The sequence below is a fragment of the Vagococcus allomyrinae genome, from assembly GCF_017829975.1.
In the GTDB taxonomy this organism is placed as follows: domain Bacteria; phylum Bacillota; class Bacilli; order Lactobacillales; family Vagococcaceae; genus Vagococcus_D; species Vagococcus_D allomyrinae.
The window spans coordinates 32,105-54,972 of record NZ_JAEEGA010000013.1 but is presented as its reverse complement, the minus strand read 5'-3'; the positions used below and the strand labels follow the sequence as shown (position 1 = coordinate 54,972).

The window sequence follows — 22,868 nt, the reverse complement described above, 5'->3', positions numbered from 1 at the left end:
TATTTGTGTGATTTAATGTAAGAGTTAACCTGCTAGTCGCGATATGACATGCTATCCCAATCATGACCACTGTCCAATAAGCAGTTTGCTCCAAAACTATCCGCAACTACTTTGCTAGCATTTATGTTCCACAACAAACTCAACCAATTGAGCCGCCGTTTCTGGCCTAAAAGGCATGACGTGACCATGAAAAGGAAAGTAGTTTAAATTGCTGTATAAGATTTCATAACCGCCTTTTAACCACTCTCTTTCCGTTGGCAGATATCCTGTGCAACCATTAGTATAACCATTTAAGAAAAAAAGACGATTAGTCGTTTTCTCCGCGGCCAGCAACGCCAGTTCACAAAACAGCTCATCGGCGACACCACAAAACTGCCCCTCATTAAGTGTCAGAAATTGTACTTCTCGATCAGTCACCTGTTGTTTAAGACCTGCCTCTCTTAAGCGCTGACACTCTGCCAACCACCCAGTACCATCAATGCCACATTCTTTCTGTGCATTATGAGCGATTAGCTGAGACTCAGCTACACTAGGAACTTCCGAAGTAAAAGATAATTCTCTAGAAATCAGCTGAAACTCACTGACTTCTACTAAATTAATCGTCATCTTGGCCAGCGCCTCGGCAATTTCCTTACCAGCTGCCTCTGCCTCCAAAAGCGTCCCACCAGTGATGGTGTCCGTCCCTCTTACTTTGACATTGCCCGCAGCCCCTTGAATGACCATCACTGGACAACCAAAGTGTGCCGTCAATTGTTGGCGCACAAAATGAAAATAGTCGCTGGTTATCACACCTGATAGAGGCATCAAGCTGTTAGGATGGGCTGTCAATCGCAGAACCATGACTAACGGTTTTCCAGTTAAAGTGGCTATTTTTAACACACCTAAACGGTCATCCACGACAGAACAGTCTACTCTACGGTTTACGCCTAGCTGACTCTTTGTCAGTCCCCAACCAATTTTACTTGGCTGAAGTTTGGCTAAAGCTTGAGTGACACCTAAACTTATTTGTTGTTCCATAAAACTAAAATATCGTTCACCATTCAGGGCACCTACAGTGGGCTGAGGGGCATTATGAGTGTGAGAAAAACACAGCATCACCTCAGCTTTCGTAATACCTAACTGGGTGGCAATGGTTTGTCTCAGCTTGTTAGCCAACTCAACCGTTAAGCCCAGATTATCAATCGTTATCAAGCAAGTTAAGTCGTTTCCCCACTTCATCAACAACACCTGAGACATCAGGGGATGAAGTACTTCCTTTGATCTAGTTGGCATGCCGCCAATTAAGGTAACAGGAAAATCAGGGGTTATCTCTACTTCTGCAACAGCTGCTTGAAATTTAACTTGTTTATTCATGTCTAGCTTCTCCTCTTTCTTGTTATTTCTGGAGGACAAAGCTTGAAGGACGTCTTCTTACGTCACACAAACGGACATTCCTCAAGCATTTGTGTGACGTACAACAATCACGAGTTTCATTTTATCACCTCTTTTAAGAAACCTTGAATTAAAGCTTTTCATACACAAAAAATTACTTTATACTGACCTTGAACGACTTACTTAAGGTCCGTATAAAACATCTATTCATCGTCTTAATTATTGGGTAGTGGTCATTCTTTGTCACTTGAATCAAGGCAAATAGAATTATTAATATAGTCATATTAGCTAAAAGATGACTAACTAATCCGTCATTTCTAAGGCTGAACTAAATAAAAAACAATGTCGTTGACAGCTTAAAAACTATTAGAAATCAGGTGAATCCAGCATGAACTTAATTAAACGATCCATCGTCAGCATCTCCAGAAGGAAAAAAATACCAGCCTAATATTTTTCATTTTCTTTATTATTACTGCCGTCTTTTTTAGTTCTTTTCTAGTGAAAAAAGCCTATCTAACTACCGAGCATGACATTAAAAGTAAGCTACCATTAACCGCAACCATTGTAGCAAATTTGCAAGAACAAGCTAAATTCTTAGAGAAAAATCCTGATAAACCCATTCCTCTCATCGACTTAGCTACATATAAGAAAATAAGTCAATTAGATTATGTAAAAGATTATGACTTTAGTGAATACGATGTGATCGACAGTAAAAAATTACAGAGCGCAAAATCCATTGCTGATGAAGAAATAGATGAATCTGATTGGATTAATGAATTTTTACTCAAAGGCACTAGCAGTTCAAAAGGCTTTGACTTGATTTCCGAAAAAATCGCCATTCAAGATGGACGCTTTTTCGAGTCATCTGAGGCAGAATCAAATAAAAAAGTAATTGTCATTTCTGACGTCATTGCCACTAAAAATAATTTAACCATCGATGACTCACTAACACTTGACCAAAACTTCGACGACTTTGAAAATAATGTGGTCATTAATGAAACCTATAAAATAATAGGCATATTTAACGTAACAAATAAAATAGACACACCTAAAACTGACGCACAATTTGAAGAACTTGTAAATATCTCTCGGACAGCTAATACGATGTATTTATCTAATGCGAATATTTTAGAGTTCAGAAAAAAAGTCTATACCCAATTAAACGAAGTGGCTAATTTGGATGAGCAGCTTAAGCTTCCAAAAGAATCCTATGATGCTTTTTACGTTTTAAAAGACGCAAACGATCTTGAAAGTTTTAGACAAGAGGCTGAAAGCATCTTGAATTCTAATCTCTATAGTATCCTGATTTCAACCGATCAATTTGATAAAATAAACAGCAATCTCATCAGCATGAGTCAGCTTGCAGATACTATTATCGGCATGACAGTCATTGCAACTATTGCCATTGTCGGGCTAGTTATTACGCTAAGTATCAGAGAACGAAAGCACGAATTCGGTATATATTTATCTTTCGGAGAGAGAAAGCGAAATATTGTATTTCAAGTTCTCATAGAAACATTTACGATCTTACTACTAGCTGTCACATTATCTGGAGGGGTTGGTAAAATATTAGCAAACGAACTTTCTAACAGCTTTGTACGAGAAAACACCTCGACAGAATGGGGACTAGAGCAAGAAATCGACGTTCAACAATTTAATAATATTGGGAACTCCGTCTCAGACATTGACCATGTTGAACAAAGCTTCGCCATCACTTTTTCGCTAAGCGACTCATTACAAATGATCTCATTCATTTTTATATTAGTTTTAATATCGATAATCTTCCCTATAACCTACTTGTTATCGTTTAATCCCAAAAAACTACTCATGTAACCTTTGTGAGACTGTGCTTTTTCCAATTTATTAATTCCTTTAGTTTATTGAACCTCTCATGACTAAAGTCACAAGATTCTTGGGAAAAAAGCATACTTGATAGCGTATTTCTTTACTATCAGCGGTGTCTTTTATTTACCAAGCTATCCCCGCAGTTCCTACGGTTATTGAGTTTATCTAGGCTAAAGCTTGTAATCTTAGACCTTCGGTCAAGATATTGACACTGGCATTAATATCTCGATCGTGATGAGTATGACAAATAGGACAAGTCCATTCTCTCATTTCAAGAGATTTCTTGCCGTCTTTATGGCCACATGCTGAACAAATTTGACTAGATGCAAACCATTTGTCTACTTTGATTATTTCACGCCCATACCAGTCAGCCTTGTACTGTAATTTAGTCACAAAACTGGACCAAGAGACATCGGATATACTTTTGGCTAGCTTATGATTACGCAACATCCCTTTTGTGCTTAAGTCTTCAATACAAATAATATCGTGATTTTTGATGATTTCTGTACTCAACTTATTTAGAAAGTCACTGCGTTGATTCCTTACTTTTTCAGACAGTCTAGCTACTTTTTGCTTTTGTTTTTGGTAATTTTTAGCTTCAAACAACTTAATCCCGTTCTGTTTAGCTAATGATGCCCGTTTTGATAACTTCCGTTGTTCACGCTTTAGTTTCTTTTCCATTTTAGCTGCGAATTTATTGTTAGTGATTTTTTGACCATTAGAAAGAATCGCAAAATCTGTAATACCTAGGTCAATCCCCACTGTTTTGTTTGCTGTTGGTAACTCAGTTATTTCCTCTTCACATTGTAACGAAACGAAAAATTTACCACTGGCATTTCTACGGACAGTGGCACTTAAAATACGACCATTAACGTCACGACTCTTAGAAAATTTAACCAATCCTAGCTTAGGTAATTTCACCTTATTGCCTATAATAGCCACATTATTGTTTGTGTTTTTTGTGGTATAACTTTGAACAGGATTTTTCTTGCTTTTAAACTTAGGGGATTGAGTTTGTTTGTTGAAAAACCGATCAAATGATTCAGCTAAATCCTTAATAGATGATTGTAACGCGATACTATCAACTTCTTTTAACCATGATGTCTCTTCTGATTTTTTCATAGAAGGCAACATGGCAGAACACTTGCCATAAGATAAACCTTTACCCGTTTCCTTAAAGGATGTCTTCCAAGCGTTTAACATATAATTATAGACAAATCTAGATGACCCGATTGTTTTATTGATTAAGATTTCCTGCTCGACGTTCGGGTACAATCTAAATTTATACGCTTTATGTCGTAACATTACCATTCACCTCTTTTGCTGCTATATAGTTCCCATTAAATAATCATCCTTTACCGTTAAACTTTCAGCCAGAAAAAGCTGAAAGTACCACTCTCGGCGGATGATTATGCGCATTATCCAATGGAACTATATGTTTGATTATTTAACAGGATATATATAGTTATTTCTTTTTTTGATGTTGTATGTAGTGTCTAATTTGCTCGTCTGTATTTTCACTAACTGTCGCGACAAAGTAGCTAGGATTCCAAAGATGACCACCCCACAGATGCTTTTTAAGTTCGGGATACTCTTTCAACAAGAGCCGTGCGGACACGCCTTTAAATGCTTTCATTATATTAGGAATATAATGTTGAGGTTTGCATTCAATAAGTAAGTGAATATGGTCTTTATCTGACTCCATTTCATTGATTTGAATATCATTATCCAATGCAATCTGGTTTAATAATTTTTTAACATATGTATCAATGTCTCCGTGCAAAATATGATGTCTATATTTCACACACCAAACTAAATGATACTGTATAGAATAGACATACCCGCGACCACGATGTACTTCTGACATGAAAAAAACCTCCTTGGAAATAGTTTAACATATGTCATCGTTAAATTCCAAAAAGATTTTAATAGATATGATATCGGCTGTTCAACATAGCTAAAGCTATGCCACAACCGAAGCCGATTCATCTACACGACTAAAGTCGCGAGTGTTCCGCGAGTGTTCTCGGCTATTGCATAAAAAAGCAGCGACACCTCGATAAATAAAGGCGTCGCTGCTATAATATCGGTTAGTGCGAGAGTGTTTTTACTGTTAAAATATGACTCTTTCTCTGCCTTATATCCCCTTTATCATAATTTGACACGGATTTTCGCTTCCCCATAGGGTTGGGAAAACTTCGAATTCGGTAAAGCCTTGAGAGTGATAGAAACTCACCGTTCGATCGTACTCAGCGTATTTCCCATAAGCCACTGTCTTCACCTGTAAAAAAGAACAGTGACAATCATTCGCTGCATAAGTTTCCAAAGCACGGACTAATTGTTGGCCAATCTTTTGACCGTGATAATCTTTCTTTACGCCAATGCAATAAATCTCTGCCACTTTTTTGGCTGTTTGATTCAAATAGACAAAGCCTACGATCCCATTGTCACAGGTTGCGTACCAAAAATGAGCGTCTTTTGCCCGTTCAACATACTCCTTAGTGGCATCAGGCAAACCAAACCATTCAGGTAAATCGGCTAACACAGCTGCTGAAATTTCGGCTTTTCTAGCGGGTACTTCTTCTTTGATAATCTCAATTGTTGTCATCAGGACTCCTCCTAAACTTATTCTAGTAAAATACGCTACTTAACCCTCGGTCTCAAAGGTCGAACTATTCCGTTGATCTTGGACGATATAGTCAACTAAAAAATCCAAATCCCCTACAACCACTCTAACATTAGCCAGCTGATAAAAAGAGCTTGTTTCCTCTAAAGAAAGAAGGGTGTCATCAAAAGAATGAACATAAACTCTCACGTTTGAGGCTAGGGCAATGCCCATCTCAATATAACTGCTTTTTCCCGCCGGAGTTAATAAAACAAGAAAATTGGCTTTTTGAATGCCTTGAAACTCTTCATTGCCAATTTTTTCCAGTTGCTTAATTGATGTGACAGACTCAATTTTGGTCCAATCATAAGTCTGAATACACCCTATTTTGATTAATTTGGTGGAAACCTTTCTAACTCGTTCCACATTTGCAAAGCGAGAAGAAACATAGAATTTTTTTAGCATAATAACTCCTTATCTTTTTAGGCTATATACATCTCGTAAAATAATCCGAACATATAGTTCCATTGGATTATCAACATAATGACGAGCAGAAAGTGGTGCTTTCAGCTTCTTTTTAGCTGGAAGTTTAACGATTGATCGTCATTATTTAATAGGAGCTATATAAGAGGATTAAGACCCTTTAACTAACTCTCAAATCATCACATTCACCTCTGAATAACCTCATTTGATTATTTCAGAGAATCCCACTTAATGTCTCACCATAAACTGGCTTTCTGATTAAACAACTGCCCTCGCCCACAGCAATGTGTCGGATAGGACTTCTGATGGCAACGATCGCTTCAGGTGCTCTGTCATTTTATCAACGTCCTTCCTCACAAGCTTTACAGACCATGTTTGTCCCAATCATTACGATTGCTAATAATTGGAAGCCATCCATCGACGGTGAACGTTTCCGTCTTATAAGGCGTAGCATAACCATCCGAGATACATTTTCCATTTATCTTGACCCTAATGTCCACTTCGCCAATTTCCACAATCGTACATTCATAATACTCAAAGGGTTCATGTTCGTAGATGTAAAAACTATCTTCTCTTTCGTCGGCTTCTTCAATCGATTCTATTTTGAACGTGAGGTTTTTTAAATCCGCTAGCTTTTGGGCCTTTGTCTGAAAATAGTTAATACACAGAGAAGGTGCTAATTGCTCACCTTCATATTGATTGTCACAAAAGGAAATATCCAATGCAATGTCTAAAAACTGACCCTTAGCATCATTTGGAGAAATAAAAAAGCCTGTATTTCGAGTGGTTCTATCAATTTCAAAGATGTTATTTCTTATTCTTAACATGCGCCCCTTCTTTCCTAGCGACTTTCTCAACTTGTGTTGCTATATAGAGCGGTAAATAATTAGGCGTGCAGTTTTTTGCTACTTTTTCATCTTTGTACAACCCAATTTCCTCGCCTAACTGGAGACACCTTGAACGATAAGCCTCCTGAAAAATGCCGATTTGGGCCGCAGTAAAGTTCATCGCCCACTGCACTTCAGGGACTTCTGTTGCGAGCTGATCTTCAATCATTAAAAGCAGCTCTTCAGTATTTGGAGGTGGAGTTTGTCCCATCCAGCGCAATCGCCCCTGATAATACCAAAAAACACGTCTCTGGAGAGAGGATGGACTATTTGCCCACGATTCCATCAGTGAGATGGTCTGTTTACTTTTAGACAGTTGGTTTGCCATCAACCAATCAATCAGTTGCGTTTTTTCCTCAAAACTATGTTGTTGAATATCTTTAACCAATGTGTCAATCAGTTCCGGAGTCAGGCACTGCTTATCCATGATCAGGATGGCTAATTGTCGTGGCAAATATAGCCCCGTCTCCCAAAGCGCCATTGCTAATGCGTGATCTTTTTTTATTTCTTTGGCCAATTTTCGCACGTCTCCCAATTTAGTGGACGGATCACTTAGGTGCGTTAGTATTTCTTCTTTAGTCATATGCCTAGTCCTTTCATTAAAGTAACACTCATTAACTTTTTTCGATACGACTCCTGTTAAAAAGTCACGCTATATAGTTCCCATTAAATAATCATCCTTTACCGTTAAACTTTCAGCCAGAAAAAGCTGAAAGTACCACTCTTGGCAAATGATTATGTGAATTATCCAATGGAACTATCTGTTTGATTATTTAACATTCAGAGCTCAATTCTATGAGCATTTTAAAACTGTCACGGCCCAGATTATGATCGTGTGAACTTAAATTTTTTACGTGTTGGCTTAGCGTCATTTTAAGCCTCCCTCTCTCGTCATTCGGTTGCCATTGTTTCAGCATTTTTTAGCTGAAGCAAACCATTCCCCATTGAATAGCTTGCTTTTAAAGATAGATACATCCCGTAAAACAATCCTAACATATAGTTCCACTAGATTATCAACATCATGACGAGCAAAGAGTGGTACTTTCAGCTTCTTTTTAGCTGGAAGTTTAACGACTGGTCGTCATGATTTAATAGGAGCTAGATAGATGTCTGGATATGGTAACGAATTTTCTACTATAACTACTATTATATCGTAAAGATCCGCTCGTAACGTCCTATTATTGTAAAAATGAAAGAAGACAGGTCATTAATTTCTGGTCCCCTTCAAAAATAGTTGATCGCTTTATCTAAATTTTTTTAATATTTAACAAACCTCTTAAGAAGTAATGGCTGCTTTCCGACCGTGGCTAACACATCCAAAATAGACATTCCCTCCTCTGAAAAAATGAAGTCTTGTTCTAACAAACAGTTTTGCTTATAATATTTCTCCAATTTATTTGCAACAATTTTCGCCTTCGTCTTTGCCTCAACCGCCATTACACTGACTTCTTCCTCAAATTGATTCTCACATGCTGCTCTAACTTTTTTAGGAACCTCTTCACGAGAGACATACTTGACCTCTGTTGCCACAATTTGCATCACAATCTTATGAATCAATGCATTAAACGCCAAGTCACTTGTTGGCTCTATGCTAGTCTGCTTAACTACCAATAAAGCCCCCTTCTTTCCTTTGGTTAGGTAATCATCGTGAACATAGCCATAAACGGAATGAAATGGCTGTTTCTCCACTCTGTCAAATCTGCTAATTTCAATCTTTTCCCCCAGCTTATGCTGCAAACGATTAAGCTCATCTTTTATCTTATCGCTCCCATTCCAAGGCTCTAGAAGCAATTCCGAAACAGAGGTAACAGTTGTTTGATAAATTAGTTCCATCAATGTGTCAAAAAAAGCAACAAAATGACGATTATTCGCGACAAAATCCGTTTCACATGCAGCTTCAACCATCACACCAGATGAACTAAATCGATCAACACTCATAAAAATACGGGTTTCTGAAGCAACGCGCGCCTCTTTTTCATTCCCCTCTGTACTCCGTACGTTTAATAATTTTCTTGCTACTTCAATATCATTATTAGCTTCCTTTAACGCATTTTTACACTCCAACATTCCTTGATGAGTTAATTCTCTTAAATATTTGACATCTTTCCAATTAATAATCATTTTTTTCTCATTTTTAAACATACATGTATGTTTAAGTTTAGTGTAAAATTTTTTTTATTTTTTTAAGCCTTTAATTATGACTTCTGAAAACATCGTTGCTTTTTCTCGTAATGGAACGATATCTGGATAGGCAAGCCATAAATTGCTCAGACCATTTACTTGGCTCAAAATAGACATTGCGGTAATTTCCACTGACAATTGAGAGGCAAATTCCCCATTATCGACTCCTTTTTGCACTAAAGATGACAAGTAAATCAAATACTGTTGAGTATCATGTTCCAACACCTCACAAACATCTTTCAACTCCGCTGTTGCTTTCAGATTAAAAGACGTAAGTATCGCAATCTTACGATAGTTTTCGTTACTGACTAGAAAATCTAAACTACTACTTACAAAACGCTCTATATTTTGGGTAGCCGTCTCCTCAGACCGATAGATATCGCTGATAACCTGATCGGCAGTGATGCCATATTGTGCTATTAGCTCTTTAAATATTTCGGATTTTCCACCAAAATTATGATAAATAGCCCCTCGGCTTAGCTCGGCTGCGAGGGCAATATCTTCTAATCTGGCATTTTCATACCCCACTTCGCTAAAAACATTTAACGCCGCATGCAGTAAAGCGTGTTTTGTCTCCTCATTGTTTCGTTTAGCTCGTTTCATTCATATCACCTCTGCATTAATTTAAACATACATGTATGTTTAAGTCAATTGAAAGTTAGATTCCTAAAAAAATGACTGGAGTTGCTTCTCTGTTAAGACCTATGTCAGCTATTACTACTATTAGCCCCTCATCTCCATGTACCTGCTACCTCTCTTATAGTATAATTTGTATGTAAAAGGATTATTATTTAGCCCTCTAACCATTCGACCGGCATCATCCATAAAAATAAAGGAGTTCTTATGAAAAAAATAATTACTTGTTTTTTATTTTTACTAGTACTTACTGGATGTTCATATACTATCGAAAAAACAATTTCAACTACAGATAATCCCTTCTCTGATAAACAGATAGAAGATGCCATGGCGGTCATAGAAACAGAATTTAAAACACATGCTTCTAAAGGGGATCGGTAAAGAAGGATTATTTAAAGGAACTGTATAGCAACATCTTCTAAAATTTCAAAGAACATAGGACTTAATATTCTTTCATATGTATAATGGGTCTAAAGTTTCTTTCAGTGAGTAATGTTTATTTGAGTAAAATCACTCACTTTTGAGTGGTTCATTTCTTCTCTTGCCATAAATATCGCTGTTCATATCTATATTTACGGCAATTTATACTATTTTTTTGGTATACCGGAATAGAAAAGAGGCGTTGCTTAAGCAAACTCCTTCGGAAAAACTAGCACCATTTAAGCTGATAGCTTTGTTAAATATGAAAAAATAGCCAGTTAACTCTGCCAAAAGTTATGGACTGGTTATTTTTTTGTCTTTTTTAGCAATCCTACAACCGATTTAATCGACACAAGGATAAACCCTACTAAAAACTAAATCAATTGTGTCAAATGCTGACAAATAGTCCTCTCATCTTTAGTTAACCACTACAAGAAGCAGTCAACGAGCTGACAGATCACTCCATTTAAGTGGTTGATATAATTCAACGTGTCTGATTTCATCATACCCAACTTTCTCGCGATTAATGTAAATCCCTAATTCGTCATAGCCAGCAACTTGCCCCACCACATCATCATCATAGCGGCCCTCCCCATCAACCGATTCCAGTTGAATACTCACTTGAATGACTTTCAATTGCGCATGGTGTAATAGGGTACTAATCTCTTCTACTGACATTTGTGGTTTTTGAGGATTTTCTTTTCTGCGAGTTGTTTTGGCACTTTCAATGATGGCCGTATGCTCGCTCAAATAAAAGCCAGCCCATTTTTTCATGCCTCGATCGTGATAATGTCGATTTAATTCAATCATAAGCCATCATTACCGCCTGCATGCCCTCCTACAAGTTGGGAGCGACTGATAGCGGTACCTCCTTCCATAATGCTACTAGCATGGACAATTGCCCCATATCCAAATCTATGGCGAATACCGTCTACCAGATAATCTAATTTATTGTCTGCAATCTGCTCTTCAGGGTCTTCAAACAGGCTCAACTGCATGTATTCATCCGTTGTTAATTTGGAAAAGTTGACCCCCATATGGCGAACGGCACAGCCATTATAGTGTTTCGTAAAGAGCAGCAAGGCGTACTCATATAATACTCGTGAATTATTTGTTGGGGGAATCGCCAGCTGACGGGAAAAGCCTCGCTCCCCTTCGCCACGTGAATAGCCTAGTGAAAGGCTAATACAGGAGGTCTGATAATGTTTCCGCCTAGCCCGAGTGGCCACTTGCTCCACCATTTCCCTTAAGACAATTTTTATTTCATGCTCATGGATGTAATCCTTCATCAGTACTTGGCTATTGCCAATGCTCTTAGATTTTGGAACATAGCTCTCTTTTAATTCTGTTCGATCGATGCCCCAGGCGTGAGCAATCAATTGCTGGCCAATCATTCCCATACGAGCTTTCATGGCAAAATAATCATAATGGGCCAAGTCGTCAATCGTGCGGATGCCCATTTTCCAAAGAGTCGCTTCTGTTCTCGTATTAATCCCCCAGAAATCAGTCAAATTGGGAATTTTCCAAAGGGTGTTTGGCACATCCTGATATTGCCAATTGGCAATCATATCAGGATTTTTTTTGGCTTCATTGTCCAGCGCTAATTTGCCTAACAGCATATTAGAGCCAATGCCGATGGTGCAATACAACCCTGTTTTTTCAAAAATTTGTTCTTTAAATAAGCAGGCGAATTCATAGGCGGTTTTGCCGAATAAGCGTTTTGAGGCTTGAATGCGAACAAAACTTTCGTCGATCGAATAGATAAATAAATCCTCATCGGACACATATTCCCGAAAAATGTTATTGATTTCCATATTGCGTTTTATGTACAAATTCATTCGCGGCGGGACAATGATTAAGTCCGGATGATCAGGAATATCGTATTTCCGTGAGACATTGCTAATGCCTAAGACTTTTTTGGCTTTTGGTGACGCGGCTAATACTAAGCCCCCACTACTTTCAGCGTGACTCATAACGACGAGCATCGTATCTAACGGGTCAAGTCCGCGTTCAACGCATTCAACGCTGGCATAAAAACTTTTCATGTCGACACATAAGGTCTCATTAATTGGTTCCAACTCATAATTAAAATACTGTTCCACTACTATCACCCCATACATTCTTAGCTAAAGTATAAGAACATACGTTCTATTCGTCAATCTCAAAACTCAAATATCACTATGTTCATATTTAAGCGCGGGCACTTAGCTATTTATCCAACCGAATAATGAGGTTTCACCTTATTTACCTAACGATAGATGTAATAGTGTATATAACTGTTTGTCAGATTCAACCGTCGCTGGTGGTTCTTCAAAGAACGTCAGCACTACGTATTTCCATTTCTCAGGATTATAAATGATCACCTTCCCGACTTCATTTTTTCCAAGGCTCTGATTAAAATCCAGTCTTGTCAGGGAGACTTGGGGTAAAATATCGTGATACGTTTCTAACATGTAGCGACTTTTTGGGAAAGAGTCACTTAGATTCACCAACGCTGTTACTCCTATTTCGATCTGTTGCCAGCCAAACGATTGAATGATGTTGTCATAGAAGCCGCCAAAAATAAACTTATTCATGCCTTCTGTCTGCTTCCAAATGTACAACGGACAGTAACTATTTGCTAAACTACCAGATGCTTTTTCTGTTACCAGATAGGCTTTAAATAATAGATCCTCAAACTGATCCGTTTTATGGCCATTTTGACCCACGCGATTTTTTATGATAGTCATGTCATAATCTTCAGGTAACCCAATTTTGTACTGCATTGCTTGCATATCTGCCACCTCCCTCTTAGTAGCCTTATTATACCTTGCCAAAACTTTGTTGGATAATCCCCATTTGTGGTATAGTTATCACAAATAACGATAACCGGAGGTGAATGTATGAACCTTTCTGATTTAGACATCTATAAAACCATTTATGACACCCAATCATTAAATAAAACTTCCACCCTTTTAGGCTATAGCCAGTCTAATATTACTGCTCGACTTAAGGCAATTGAAAATGAATTTAATACTCAACTTTTTATTAGAAGTCACCACGGAGTACAAGCGACTGAACATGGTGAAAAGCTATATGCTTTTGTTACCCAAACATTGAGCCACCTAAATCAACTAAAAGCAGATTTCAACCGCCAACTCCCCAGCTTATTAATTTCAGAACTATTATTTGACTTCCTAATCCTTGAAAAGAAAATAGTCTCAATTACTGACACACTCATTACCATCAAAAAAACCAGTGACATTGACGAAGAACTTACTCAGCGATCGTACGATGACGTTTTTACCTTTAACCCATTGACCAACAACACATATCAGTTAAAAGCCACTGAGCTACTTGAAGTTTGTTTTTTTAAAGGGTCGGTCATACCAGCCGCTAATCCTTTGCCCATCTTGATAAATAGCGATGCCAACTGCCCCCTGAGACAATTAACATTGAGCTTATGTTCAGAGGCTGATCATATAATTGAAGTTGATTCCTTGGAGAATATCCTAAAATTAGTCGCCAACGGCCAAGCTATTTCGTTATTGCCGTGCTATCTGTTAAAAAACGACGCCTATCAGCGAAATGATGACAAGGCTTATAACATAACGTATTTCAAGTATCAGCACTAAAAACAAGGAGACTCACCATCCTTAGAAGCATTATAGAGTTCCATTGTTTTGGTCTCAACGATTCGCGCCACTTTTTTCTTTTTATAGAAGGTCATTTGCTTTTCCTAGTTGTCAAATAGTTCTACCTTCAGGACTATTATCTATTATTAAAAATTCAGCCCCTCTCGCTCAAAAAAGGGCTGAATCTATAGTAACAACAGATGAGCCATTTAAGAGGACAGTTTACGGCATCACACTAACTCTTTCGACTTTGCCCCTTACTCTCAAACGTGTCAAACCCTCTTCTGCTATTAACTAACTAATTGATTATCACCATCTACTCCTTCAGAATAGCGTTACTGCGGCCTTCAAGTTCCTCAATCACTTCAAGCATGCGGCTAAGTCCTTCACTTAACACCGAACGGGGACAGGCAATGTTCAAGCGAATGAAAAGTCCTGGTGTGCCAAACTCACTGCCTGTTTGCACCCCGATGCCACTGGCATCTAGTAATGACGCCAACTCTGTTTCTGATACCCACTGACCATAAGCTTCCAAATTGAACCAAACTAAGTAAGTGCCTTCCAACGTCGCAATCAAGACCTTATCATAATTCGCTAACCGCTCCTTAAGATAACAATAATTCTCGTAACAGTAGACAATCACCTGATTGAGCCACTCCTTGCCTTCTTCATAGGCCGTTTTTAACACCTCGCCGGAAAAACTGTTGGCACTGTATTCTTCACCATTACGGCGACGTAACTCCTCGAACCCCGCCCGCCAATGCCGATTAGCTGTGATAAAATACCCGATTCGAATCCCTGAAATATTAAAGGCTTTACTGGGAGATTTAAAGGTCACAATTTGCTCCTTCATCTCCTTTGCTATTTTGGCAATCGGTGTATAACTAACACCCGGCATGATCAGCTCACTGTGGATATCATCTGACAAGATGGTCACATTTAAAGACTGACACACTGCCAAAAGTTCCAACAACTCTCGTTCCTCCCAAACTCTTCCTGTGGGATTGTGAGGGTTACAGAGAATCAATAGACGACATTGATGAGCCACTAATTGCTGGCGAGTATCCGCCATATCCATTTCATAACGACCATTCCTTACCTTTAAAGGGGATAAAACCGCCTTTCTCCCCGTCTTTTCAATGATCTCAATAAACGGGCCGTAGCAAGGCACATTAACTAAAATGCTATCTCCTGGTCGCGTTAAGGCTCTGATCACAAAGGATAAACCTTTAAAAATTGTCTGAGTGAAAAAAATCTCAGAGAGAGAGACTTGCCAATCATACTCCTGTTCCAGCCATTCTATAACAGCCGGTTTATAGTGATTGATCGACGCCGGGTAGCCCATAATCCCCTGTTCCACAATTGACGCCATCTTGCGACTAATACAGGGAGCAACTTTAAAATCCATATCGGCTAACCACATAGGAATCACCTCTGGATTCAGGTATTTCTGATCGGCATCGTCCCATTTTTTGCTGTTGGTCCCTTTGCGATTGTAAACTTGATCAAACTCCCCTGTCATCCTGACACCTCTCTTTTCTGATAAAGGATTGGTACCAATCAAAACTCGCTTTTGGAATTCTTGGTTGATCCCCTTGCCCTTCTTCCACATAAATCAAACCGTATCCTTTGGCTCTACTTCTATCAGAACTCAGCACATCAAAAGCACTCCAAGTGGCATAGCCAATTAGATTAACTCCGTTGTCCAAAGCAGATGCCAAATAGCCAATCTGCTTTTTAAGAAAGTTAATTCGCTGATAATCAAGCACTTGACCCTTTTCATCTATGCTTTCAGCCAAGCCTAAACTCCTCACCATGATAAAGATCGGCAAAGGGTATCGTTGATAAACAGCACTTAAACTCAATTCAATGCCAAAAACATCGGCAGGGTCAATTGGCGTGAGCGTCACATGTGGCCCACTTTCTGCCTGAGCTACGACGAGCGACGTTCCATAGCTAAAGGAAATGAAATTGCCGACTGACGTCAAAATACTTTCATCCTCAGCTTGAAACGCCGGCACAGCGTCTAGCTTTTCGAGAATAGCTAACGATTCCTTTGAATATGCTCCACCTAAGGAAACGTCTAAGTACAACCAATTCCTCATAATCTCCAATTGCTGAGTCACTTCTTGATCGTTTACAAAGGAATGAGAATAGATCGGCACAATATTCGGCGCTGGGCCGATCTTCCCCTTTAATCCTCGCTGCTGATATTCTTTAACAACTAAAGCTTGAGCTAAAAACAGATGGTGGTTGGCTTGATAAATCGCTTTTAAACTCTCTTCTCCACGACTGATTTTTTTCTGAGTCAGCAAATTTTGTTCACTGATCGTCTGCCAGTAACGAACCTCTTCACCAAAACAATCAAACAGGACACTGGCATAGCGGACAAACTTTGCTAAAATACGCCGATTGCCCCAACCGCCTTGCTCTTCAAGATAAGCAGGTAAATCATCATGATAGAGGCAGACAATCGGTTCGATCTGATACTGACGACACAACTCAATCAATCTGCGATAAAAAGCGACACCTTTGATATTAACCTCCCCATTTTCACGGATAATTCGAGCCCACGAGATTGAAAAACGATAAGCATTAAGCCCCAATTCCCCTAGCAATTTGAGATCCTCTGCCAATTGATAGTAGTGATTCATCGCAATCAAGGGTTCTGATTGTTTGACATCTTGAATCGTTGGCAACTTGCCATCACTGCTAGGGGCTCCTTCAAACTGATAAGCACTGGTGGCCCCTCCCCAAAGAAAATCCTTAGGAAAGAGGCTCTTGCCTACGATACCTCCACCACGGGATCAGTCAGTTGTTTCTCGTGAAGTTTAACAAAGGGATACCATAAGAGCATATCCAAAGCCACTAAGACGAAAAATAACAGGACCGCCCGATAATCCAAGGTCGCCACAAACTGAGACAAGATATTAGGCGTCACCCCACCGGCATAAGCAATGGTTTTATTGACCAAACCTGTACTCATACAGATATAAGTAATGATTGAATTAACCGTCGGCACAAACACAAACGGAATAAAATAAATCGGGTTAAAAGCGATTGGGGCGCCGAAGATCACTGGCTCATTAATTCCAAAAAAGCCTGGCACTATGGATAATTTACCCACGGCCTTTAACTGTTCCGACTTGCTTCTCATCAAAAGCAATACCAACGCCAACGTGGCTCCGCCTCCGCCAATCGTTGAAAAAGTCCAGAGAAAAGGCATGGTTAAAATATTCGGCAACTCGCTCATGGCAGTGCCGGCTTCATAAGCCGCTTGATTGGCCGCTAAATTACCATAAAGAACAGGATAAACCACCCCTAAAACCGAGTTATTGTGAATCCCAAACCAAAACATTAGTTGGCCCAAGGCTGCGATAAATAAAATCCCCGGCAAGGTATTCACCACTGTTAACAAGGGGTGCAGAGCTGTCATGATAATCTCCGGCACTGAACTGTCCAGTCCTAATTTCAAGACAGTCACCAAGGTGGCAAAGCCTATCATTAAAGCCGCAATGGGAGTCAATGCCGAAAGGGAAGCCACTAATATTTTAGGCACCGACTCTGGCAATTTGACCTCACCGATTTTCCGTTTAACAAAAAATCGATAGCTCATCATGGTGATCGTGGTTACCACAATCCCCACAAACAGCCCTTCGCCACCAAAATATTCATTGGAAATCCCGCCTTCAACGCCATTGCTTGAAACAAGTAAAAAAGCAGATAAGGACACAAACAACGAAATCACCGTGTTCAACTCATAACTCCGTGACAAGTAATAAGCCATCCCCAGACACAGATAAATACTGATAATTCCTAACGTAATCGTCGTCAAAAATTTAAAGGCTTGACCATAATTGACCGTCACCTCGGTCCAAGTGGTCATGACTTTAAACCAATAACTGCCCTCAGCAAAGGCATCGGCAGGCATTGGCGGACGAGATAAAATCAGTGAAAAGGACCCGACTAAAATAACTGGTAACATCACCATGAAGGAGCGTTGTAAAGCTTGAATAATCGTATTTGTTCCAAGTTTGGTAGCCACTGGTACCAAGTACTTTTCCAACAAAGCTGATATTTTTTTCATAAATCTGTCTTCTCCTTTGATAACTGACGAAAGTGACCAACAATTGCTTTGACACTCAAAGCGACCAGGACAACATAGACGTAGGATAAACTCAGCTGATTAGCAAAAGGCAGGCACACCCGCTGGGAAATGCACTGCCTGCCTCAACACAACAACGAATTTAAAGCTAATCCTTTAAGCCAAAGAGCTTACCGACATCATCAACAAGGAAAAGGCCTTATCCACCAGATAGTGGGAAGTTAAAAGGCCATTGCCTACTCTCGCGAAAAGTAACTAATGCCGCCATTACCTTCCAATCCCCCTATCCGAAAGCCCAACGACGACGCTCTAACCAACCATTGGCAAATCAAAAAACGGCATCAGACTCACTGTCTAATGCCGTTTTACAATAGCGGTTAGAGTTATCACTCTCTAGCAAGATCACTTCTTTTACTGATACGCAAATAAGCCTTCACTCCTTCTAAAAAATCCAAAAAGCTCTAGAAAAAAGCGCTTAAATTAGGTACAATAAACAAAGCTAGTGATTTACTGCTAGCTATTGGCAACTTGATTTGACAGTTCTGGCTGTTTCATCGAGGCTCCGTTTTGTGATTGGTAGTCGCAAAGCGGAGTGCCATAAAAATTTAGTTAATTGTCGTCGTTGTGACTTCACCGCCATTGTATAGGGATTGGTAAGCGGTGTCAATAGTTTTTTTATAAAATAACAGAGAAATATGAGTGACTTCCAAGTGCGTTATAGTATTTGGAAGTCGCTTTTTTAGTTTTAGAGAGTACTCAGAGTAGTGGGTTAATTTGCTGATGTGTTTTCTATTAAACCGTTCAGCTTGGCTTTATCACAACCAGTAGTTTATGGCAATTTGAGTTTGGTATAAGTTTTGACGATATCTGGCAAAAGTTTGCTATAATAAATTTTATAGTCTATCAGAAACCAATGTTATTTAGGTAAAAGTATTTATGTAATGCCTAGTTCTTGCCACTAATTTTAAACAAACTCATTATCTTGGAAACATTCGCTTTTAGGACTCGAGTAAAAGAAAACTCAATTCAGAGATAGTTTTTTTCATTATTTTGTATCCTAAAAAGTAACAAATGACATTTATTGACATTACTCTTAAATTTTGACGAATGTCATCCGTAGAGCATAAAAGTGAAAAATCAAGTTTCTCATTGATACTGTTTACAATATAAAAAGCATACTAATTCTTTGGATATATCTAGTTAATTTTTCCTTCCTCTCAAATAATTTTAATTAGTTACTAACAATTTCTCTTTTTTATCTTACAGAGCTCTCTATTCCAGTGTACACTTTACTTGCCTAACTTAATTTCGACAATTGGTGAAGAGTTCATCGTAAGAACCCATCATATCAACATAAATGTTGATTATCTTAAAATATCAATTAAATCTTTCTTAGCCGCGGCTGTAGCAGGCATGACACTAAAAATCAAGCCAATCACCGTTGACACACCCAAAGCTAAAGTAATAGTAAACAAATCTATGGAGATCTGAATATCTATAAACTTTCCAATAATAGTCGCCAAAATAAAGCCAAAAGCATATCCGACAATCCCCCCAATTACTGTCAAAGTCACACCCTCTAATAAGAATTGAAGTTGGATTGACCGTTCCGTAGCACCCATAGCTCGACGAGTCCCGATTTCATGTGTTCGCTCAGAAACTGAAATATACATCATGTTCATCACGCCCACACCGGCAATAAAAAGTGAAATTCCAGCTATCGCCGAAATAAAATAAGTTAAGGAACTCAAGACCGTACCGATACCATCCGTTAAAAAACCCATATCATACACCTCATACGTTCCTGAATCACGCATGGTGCCATTTTCTTCAAGCTGTCCGATTACCTTAGAGGTTACCTTATTAGGTGTTTCCCATTCTTCCAAAATCACTTCAATACTGCTAGTGATTTCATCTTTGTCAAAATAATCACGATAGCTGGCTCTAGGTACGTAGATATTAGACTCTGGCATGGAAAACATGCTTTCCAATTCAATAGCTGGAAAGACACCTACAATGGTAAATAGCTCACCATCTAACTCAATTCCTCTCCCCAGAGCATTTTCTTCCGTTATATATAAACCTTTAGCTGTGGTGCTGTCCACTACTACAACTTTGTTATGAGTCATATTATCTCCTTCGACTAAGTCCCGACCAATGGTTGGATATTTTTTGGATAATTTGACTAAACGCAACTGTTTATTTTCTTTTTTTCCACGAATCGCTATTTCCTTATAAGTAGAATCCTCATTGCCTTCTGGGTAACGAACATCTTTAACTCCCGAAATAGTCCTGATCTGTTGCAAATCAGCTTCCTGAAAAAGTAAAGCATTACTTTCATACAAATTACTATCCTCAGGAACAAAATCCACTTTAACAGTAATCTCATTTCTATCATTTTCCGTTAAATTCTTAACTGTTTCTTTTTGGAAACCACGTCCTAATGACATAATCGTAATAACCGATGCAATGCCAATAACGATGCCAATCATGGTCAATATACTTCTCTTACGATTCTTGAAAATAGAGCTAAGTGATGTTCTCCATGTGACATACATCTTCATTTGACCAACTCCCTATCCTGAATAATTTTACCATCTTTAATTTCTATTAACCGACTGCAATAATCAACCATTTCTGGATTATGGGTCACAAGAATAATCGTCACACTTTCTTGTTGATTTAACTCTCGAAATAAATTCATAATTTCATTACTGGTGACTGAATCCAAAGCGCCCGTCGGCTCATCCGCAATAATAAACTTAGGTTCATTCACCATTGCTCGGGCAATAGCCACTCGTTGCTGTTGCCCACCAGACAGTTGCTTAGGGTGTTTGTCCAGTTTATCCGACAAACCAACCTTTCCTAATATATTATTCACTTGTTCATGGGTTCTACCAAAGTCGTATCCATCATATAACAATGGCAATTCTACATTTTCGTAAACTGTGTTATTCTCAATTAAACTAAAGTTTTGAAAAACAAAGCCGACACTTTGATTACGAATTGCCGAAAGTTTATTGTCATCGCTCCCCAATAAGGAACCGCCTTCAAAAAGATAGGATCCCTCAAACTTCTGGTCAATAAACCCGATCAAATTAATCAAGGTTGATTTCCCCGATCCTGAAGGACCCATAATCGCTACAAATTCGCCTTTTTTTATGTGAAGATTGACATCTTTTAAAACATGCAAGTTTTCTTCGTCAACCTTATAATATTTATTGATATGCTTTAGCCGAATCATTCTTTCACCGCCACTTCTTCCCCATCTTTTAATTTATCATCTGGATTGCTGATAATCGTGTCTCCTAGTACCAGTCCCTCCTGAACAATTAACAATCCATCCTGTTTAGTAGTTTTGACTACTTTTCTAGTCACTCTACCTTTTTGATAGATAAATACCTCTTCTCCTTCACTACCTTTGATCACCGCATTTTCAGGTACTCTTAATTCCTTTTGTTTTAAAGAAATTTGAACACTGTATCCATACTGTAACTCCTTTTGAGGTGCTACTTTAAACTCAAAATTGATCATGACTGAAGTATCCCCCCCAGCCTTAGCCATGGGTAACTTATTCACATATGTAACATTCCCCTTAACAGTGTCATTTGAACTCAAGGGACGAATACTCACCTCCTGATTGACTGATAATTTCCGGTAATCATATTCCGACACAATACCATTAACTACAACTTTTGGACTAACAATTTTAACTACGGGTATTGACATATCGGATCTACCATTAATATCCACATAGGCAACACCATCCACTGGCGATTTTACAGTTGTAGATATTTTCATCTTGGCATCATCTAAAATTGATATGCTATCACTTAATTCTAAATTAGCAACTTCCAAAGCTTGTTCTTCCTGCCGAATCACGTCTGCCTGAGACTCCAAGGCTTGCTTATATTGATCGTACCTTGCTTTAGCCTCTTGGGCATCCACGACACCTTCTTCAGTTGATTCATCACGATTGTTATAATCACTAATTGCCTGATTCAGATTATTCGTCAAATCTGTTTTTTTAACTATAGCGCTATTGATATTCTCCTGAGCCGTTATCACACTCAAAGAATTTTTATTTAGTACCCTCTCTTGCTGGGCAACCTCTGTCTGGGCCATCTCGCTTTGATACGTCATTAAAACATCATCTTTTTTCACTTGCATTCCATTTTCTACTAGTATGGCTGAAATCTTACCAAGACTTTGATCGTAGTATATGCTCTCAACTATCTCAGCATCCACTGTCCCCTTAAATAATAATGGATCCAATTCCTCAACCTTATACGTGGTATAAAGAGGTCTCTTTTCTTTATCACCTTGACTACCATTAACGGTTACTATAGTAATTGCAACGACCACTATGATACCCACTATGATACTTAAGCGAATATTTCGCTTGAGTTTTCGCTTTTTTTTAATTTTAGCCATTCTACACAGTCCTTTTCAAATTAATTAACTTTATGACTATTGACCAATTTAAATAAATTTACATGAGCCAAAATCGCAAGGTTTAACAATACCTAAATTCTCATTTTTTATAAAACATACATATATACATTGCTATATCAACAATTCGTTAATAATATATAATTATCGTATACGATAATTTTGCTGAGAAACCAGGTACATAAATCTGTTAATTATGTATAAAAATCATTAAGCCACTACTACCTAGAGGAATTTAGATTTAAAAATAAACAAGAATGTAATGATGA

Annotated in this window: 21 protein-coding genes; 3 read left to right on the top strand and 18 right to left on the bottom strand. The window is 38.5% G+C overall.

What is annotated here, in order from left to right; all coding sequences use genetic code 11:
* Positions 1-114 precede the first annotated feature (114 nt).
* Complete coding sequence (locus I6N95_RS18105; RefSeq protein WP_209530658.1) at positions 115-1,353, bottom strand: hypothetical protein; 1,239 nt, start codon at positions 1,351-1,353, stop codon at positions 115-117.
* Positions 1,354-1,869: 516 nt separating this feature from the next.
* On the opposite strand from I6N95_RS18105, the gene I6N95_RS27755 reads away from it, so the two are divergent.
* Positions 1,870-3,204, top strand: coding sequence for an ABC transporter permease (locus I6N95_RS27755; protein WP_209530656.1), 1,335 nt, complete (start codon positions 1,870-1,872; stop codon positions 3,202-3,204).
* A gap of 177 nt (positions 3,205-3,381) precedes the next feature.
* On the opposite strand, the gene tnpB is transcribed toward I6N95_RS27755, so the two are convergent.
* The 8 genes from tnpB to I6N95_RS18060 form a co-directional block, all read right to left on the bottom strand.
* Positions 3,382-4,521 carry an IS200/IS605 family element RNA-guided endonuclease TnpB gene (gene tnpB, locus I6N95_RS18095; protein WP_209530654.1) on the bottom strand — a complete coding sequence of 380 codons (1,140 nt, stop codon included), beginning with the start codon at positions 4,519-4,521 and terminating at the stop codon, positions 3,382-3,384.
* 160 nt (positions 4,522-4,681) lie between these two features.
* Complete coding sequence (gene tnpA / locus I6N95_RS18090; protein WP_209530652.1) at positions 4,682-5,083, bottom strand: IS200/IS605 family transposase; 402 nt, start codon at positions 5,081-5,083, stop codon at positions 4,682-4,684.
* A 270-nt stretch (positions 5,084-5,353) separates the two neighbouring features.
* Positions 5,354-5,824 (bottom strand): GNAT family N-acetyltransferase, encoded by a 471-nt coding sequence (locus I6N95_RS18085; RefSeq protein ID WP_209530650.1) that lies wholly within the window; start codon positions 5,822-5,824, stop codon positions 5,354-5,356.
* Positions 5,825-5,863: 39 nt separating this feature from the next.
* Entirely contained in the window at positions 5,864-6,286 is a 423-nt protein-coding gene (locus I6N95_RS18080; protein ID WP_209530648.1) for a hypothetical protein, read from the bottom strand.
* Positions 6,287-6,666: 380 nt separating this feature from the next.
* Positions 6,667-7,131 (bottom strand): hypothetical protein, encoded by a 465-nt coding sequence (locus tag I6N95_RS18075; RefSeq protein WP_209530646.1) that lies wholly within the window; start codon positions 7,129-7,131, stop codon positions 6,667-6,669.
* Positions 7,112-7,774, bottom strand: a complete 663-nt coding sequence (locus tag I6N95_RS18070) for a DNA alkylation repair protein (RefSeq protein WP_209530644.1) — start codon at positions 7,772-7,774, stop codon at positions 7,112-7,114. Before I6N95_RS18070 ends, I6N95_RS18075 begins: the two co-directional genes overlap by 20 nt.
* Positions 7,775-8,448: 674 nt before the next feature.
* Positions 8,449-9,312 (bottom strand): translation elongation factor Ts, encoded by an 864-nt coding sequence (gene tsf / locus I6N95_RS18065; RefSeq protein ID WP_209530642.1) that lies wholly within the window; start codon positions 9,310-9,312, stop codon positions 8,449-8,451.
* Positions 9,313-9,366: 54 nt separating this feature from the next.
* Complete coding sequence (locus tag I6N95_RS18060; protein ID WP_209530641.1) at positions 9,367-9,975, bottom strand: TetR/AcrR family transcriptional regulator; 609 nt, start codon at positions 9,973-9,975, stop codon at positions 9,367-9,369.
* Positions 9,976-10,215: 240 nt separating this feature from the next.
* Here I6N95_RS18060 and I6N95_RS18055 point away from each other — a divergent pair, with 240 nt between their 5' ends.
* Positions 10,216-10,389, top strand: coding sequence for a lipoprotein (locus I6N95_RS18055; protein WP_209530639.1), 174 nt, complete (start codon positions 10,216-10,218; stop codon positions 10,387-10,389).
* A 480-nt stretch (positions 10,390-10,869) separates the two neighbouring features.
* On the opposite strand, the gene I6N95_RS18050 is transcribed toward I6N95_RS18055, so the two are convergent.
* The 3 genes from I6N95_RS18050 to I6N95_RS18040 all read right to left on the bottom strand — a co-directional run bounded on the left by I6N95_RS18050 (position 10,870) and on the right by I6N95_RS18040 (position 13,202).
* A complete protein-coding gene (locus I6N95_RS18050; protein ID WP_209530637.1) occupies positions 10,870-11,238 on the bottom strand; it encodes a hypothetical protein in 369 nt (122 codons plus the stop codon).
* Positions 11,235-12,473 (bottom strand): Y-family DNA polymerase, encoded by a 1,239-nt coding sequence (locus I6N95_RS18045; RefSeq protein ID WP_245249679.1) that lies wholly within the window; start codon positions 12,471-12,473, stop codon positions 11,235-11,237. Before I6N95_RS18045 ends, I6N95_RS18050 begins: the two co-directional genes overlap by 4 nt.
* A gap of 195 nt (positions 12,474-12,668) precedes the next feature.
* Entirely contained in the window at positions 12,669-13,202 is a 534-nt protein-coding gene (locus tag I6N95_RS18040) for a DUF4865 family protein (RefSeq protein ID WP_209530633.1), read from the bottom strand.
* 108 nt (positions 13,203-13,310) lie between these two features.
* Here I6N95_RS18040 and I6N95_RS18035 point away from each other — a divergent pair, with 108 nt between their 5' ends.
* A complete protein-coding gene (locus I6N95_RS18035; RefSeq protein WP_209530624.1) occupies positions 13,311-14,042 on the top strand; it encodes a LysR family transcriptional regulator in 732 nt (243 codons plus the stop codon).
* 316 nt (positions 14,043-14,358) lie between these two features.
* Here I6N95_RS18035 and I6N95_RS18030 read toward each other — a convergent pair whose 3' ends face one another.
* The 6 genes from I6N95_RS18030 to I6N95_RS18005 all read right to left on the bottom strand — a co-directional run bounded on the left by I6N95_RS18030 (position 14,359) and on the right by I6N95_RS18005 (position 22,581).
* Complete coding sequence (locus tag I6N95_RS18030; protein WP_209530622.1) at positions 14,359-15,564, bottom strand: MalY/PatB family protein; 1,206 nt, start codon at positions 15,562-15,564, stop codon at positions 14,359-14,361.
* Positions 15,548-16,834: a glycoside hydrolase family 1 protein gene (locus tag I6N95_RS18025; RefSeq protein ID WP_209530862.1), complete on the bottom strand. Its 1,287-nt coding sequence runs from the start codon at positions 16,832-16,834 to the stop codon at positions 15,548-15,550. Before I6N95_RS18025 ends, I6N95_RS18030 begins: the two co-directional genes overlap by 17 nt.
* Entirely contained in the window at positions 16,828-18,129 is a 1,302-nt protein-coding gene (locus tag I6N95_RS18020) for a PTS sugar transporter subunit IIC (protein WP_209530620.1), read from the bottom strand. The genes I6N95_RS18025 and I6N95_RS18020 overlap by 7 nt, the downstream gene beginning before the upstream one ends.
* A 1,382-nt stretch (positions 18,130-19,511) precedes the next feature.
* Complete coding sequence (locus tag I6N95_RS18015; RefSeq protein WP_209530618.1) at positions 19,512-20,711, bottom strand: ABC transporter permease; 1,200 nt, start codon at positions 20,709-20,711, stop codon at positions 19,512-19,514.
* Positions 20,708-21,391, bottom strand: a complete 684-nt coding sequence (locus I6N95_RS18010) for an ABC transporter ATP-binding protein (protein WP_209530616.1) — start codon at positions 21,389-21,391, stop codon at positions 20,708-20,710. The genes I6N95_RS18015 and I6N95_RS18010 overlap by 4 nt, the downstream gene beginning before the upstream one ends.
* Positions 21,388-22,581, bottom strand: a complete 1,194-nt coding sequence (locus I6N95_RS18005) for an efflux RND transporter periplasmic adaptor subunit (protein WP_209530614.1) — start codon at positions 22,579-22,581, stop codon at positions 21,388-21,390. Before I6N95_RS18005 ends, I6N95_RS18010 begins: the two co-directional genes overlap by 4 nt.
* Between the last annotated feature and the right edge of the window lie 287 nt (positions 22,582-22,868).

Coding starts and splice junctions, on each gene's coding strand:
- I6N95_RS18105 (WP_209530658.1), bottom strand. CDS start 1,353: ATGAATAAACAAGTTAAATTTCAAGCAGCTGTTGCAGAAGTAGAGATA.
- tnpB (WP_209530654.1), bottom strand. CDS start 4,521: ATGTTACGACATAAAGCGTATAAATTTAGATTGTACCCGAACGTCGAG.
- tnpA (WP_209530652.1), bottom strand. CDS start 5,083: ATGTCAGAAGTACATCGTGGTCGCGGGTATGTCTATTCTATACAGTAT.
- I6N95_RS18085 (WP_209530650.1), bottom strand. CDS start 5,824: ATGACAACAATTGAGATTATCAAAGAAGAAGTACCCGCTAGAAAAGCC.
- I6N95_RS18080 (WP_209530648.1), bottom strand. CDS start 6,286: ATGCTAAAAAAATTCTATGTTTCTTCTCGCTTTGCAAATGTGGAACGA.
- I6N95_RS18075 (WP_209530646.1), bottom strand. CDS start 7,131: ATGTTAAGAATAAGAAATAACATCTTTGAAATTGATAGAACCACTCGA.
- I6N95_RS18070 (WP_209530644.1), bottom strand. CDS start 7,774: ATGACTAAAGAAGAAATACTAACGCACCTAAGTGATCCGTCCACTAAA.
- tsf (WP_209530642.1), bottom strand. CDS start 9,312: ATGATTATTAATTGGAAAGATGTCAAATATTTAAGAGAATTAACTCAT.
- I6N95_RS18060 (WP_209530641.1), bottom strand. CDS start 9,975: ATGAAACGAGCTAAACGAAACAATGAGGAGACAAAACACGCTTTACTG.
- I6N95_RS18055 (WP_209530639.1), top strand. CDS start 10,216: ATGAAAAAAATAATTACTTGTTTTTTATTTTTACTAGTACTTACTGGA.
- I6N95_RS18050 (WP_209530637.1), bottom strand. CDS start 11,238: ATGATTGAATTAAATCGACATTATCACGATCGAGGCATGAAAAAATGG.
- I6N95_RS18045 (WP_245249679.1), bottom strand. CDS start 12,473: ATGAAAAGTTTTTATGCCAGCGTTGAATGCGTTGAACGCGGACTTGAC.
- I6N95_RS18040 (WP_209530633.1), bottom strand. CDS start 13,202: ATGCAAGCAATGCAGTACAAAATTGGGTTACCTGAAGATTATGACATG.
- I6N95_RS18035 (WP_209530624.1), top strand. CDS start 13,311: ATGAACCTTTCTGATTTAGACATCTATAAAACCATTTATGACACCCAA.
- I6N95_RS18030 (WP_209530622.1), bottom strand. CDS start 15,564: ATGACAGGGGAGTTTGATCAAGTTTACAATCGCAAAGGGACCAACAGC.
- I6N95_RS18020 (WP_209530620.1), bottom strand. CDS start 18,129: ATGAAAAAAATATCAGCTTTGTTGGAAAAGTACTTGGTACCAGTGGCT.
- I6N95_RS18015 (WP_209530618.1), bottom strand. CDS start 20,711: ATGAAGATGTATGTCACATGGAGAACATCACTTAGCTCTATTTTCAAG.
- I6N95_RS18010 (WP_209530616.1), bottom strand. CDS start 21,391: ATGATTCGGCTAAAGCATATCAATAAATATTATAAGGTTGACGAAGAA.
- I6N95_RS18005 (WP_209530614.1), bottom strand. CDS start 22,581: ATGGCTAAAATTAAAAAAAAGCGAAAACTCAAGCGAAATATTCGCTTA.